The following is a 1,408-nucleotide window of genomic DNA, read 5'->3' as shown; positions in this document are numbered from 1 at the left end:
GAGCAATGCTCATGACTTGTGGATCGGTCTTCGGGACGGCACGCGAAGGGCGTACCTTCCCGAATGATCCTGTATCGGTCACCAAGTCAGGCCCGCGTTCGCAGCGCGGGTCGGGAAGGCACGCCCGTGCTCAGCGTAGTCAACGAAGACGGCTCCACCGCTACCGGTTCGCTGATCGACGAGATCGTGCGGGAAGGCGCCCGCCGGATGCTCGCCGCCGCTCTGGAAGCGGAAGTCGACCAGTACATAGCCGAGTTGGCTGCCGAGCGGGACGAACGCGGCCACCGTCTGGTGGTGCGTAACGGTCACCACCGTCCCCGCACCGTGACGACAGCGGCCGGCCCGGTCGAGGTCCGCGCCCCGCGAGTGAACGACCGCCGCGTCGACGAGGCGACCGGTGAACGGCAGCGGTTCTCCTCGAAAATCCTTCCGCCCTGGTGCCGCAAGTCCCCGAAGATCAGCGAGGTCCTGCCGCTGCTCTACCTGCACGGGCTGTCCAGCGGTGACTTCGTGCCCGCCCTTGAGCAGTTCCTCGGCTCCGCGGCCGGCCTGTCGGCGGCCACCGTGAACCGGCTCACGAAGCAGTGGCAGGACGACCACACGGCCTTCCAGAACCGGGACCTGTCCGGCACCGACTACGTCTACGTGTGGGCCGACGGCGTCCACCCCAAGGTCCGCCTCGGCCAGGCCCACTCCTGCGTCCTGGTCCTGATGGGCGTGCGTCTGGACGGCACCAAGGAGCTGATCGCGCTGGCCGAGGGGCTGCGGGAGTCGACGGAGTCGTGGGCCGACCTGCTGCGGGACTGCCGGCGGCGTGGCATGCGCGATCCGGCCCTCGTCGTGGGCGACGGTGCCATGGGCCTGTGGCGGGCCCTGGCGGAGGTGTTCCCGCAGGCCAGGCACCAAAGGTGCTGGGTCCACAAGACCCGTAATGTCATGAACACGCTACCGAAGTCCACGCAGCCCGGAGCGAAGAAGGCCCTGCAGGAGATCTACAACGCCGAGGACCGCACCCACGCCGAGAAGGCGGCCCGCGCGTTCGAGAAGACCTACGGGGCGAAGTGGCCCAAGGCCGTGAAGAAGATCACCGACGACCTGGACGAGCTCCTGGCGTTCTACGACTTCCCCGCCGAGCACTGGATCCATCTGCGGACCACGAACCCCATCGAGTCCACGTTCTCCACGATCAGGCTGCGGACGAAGGTCACCCGAGGAGCGGGCAGCCCGGCCGCCGCCCTGGCGATGGTGTTCAAGCTCGCCGAGGCCGCCCAGGCCCGCTGGCGGGCGGTCACCGCACCCCACCTCGTCGCCCTCGTCCGCTCCGGCGCCCGCTTCGAAAACGGCCACCTCGTCGAGGACCTCGAAGCCGCCTGAAACTCAACTCACCCACAAGTCTTGACAATTACTC

Annotated in this window: 1 protein-coding gene; it reads left to right on the top strand. The window is 68.2% G+C overall.

Features of this window, described 5'->3' with window-relative positions; translation table 11 throughout:
• Positions 1 to 126 precede the first annotated feature (126 nt).
• Entirely contained in the window at positions 127 to 1,374 is a 1,248-nt protein-coding gene (locus GV126_RS32460) for an IS256 family transposase (RefSeq protein ID WP_159674542.1), read from the top strand.
• Positions 1,375 to 1,408: the final 34 nt, after the last annotated feature.

Origin of the sequence: Streptomyces mexicanus (assembly GCF_902506575.1) — a bacterium.
Lineage (GTDB): Bacteria > Actinomycetota > Actinomycetes > Streptomycetales > Streptomycetaceae > Streptomyces > Streptomyces mexicanus.
The sequence above is the reverse complement of the archived record's forward strand: the minus strand, read 5'-3'. Positions and strand labels throughout refer to the sequence as shown.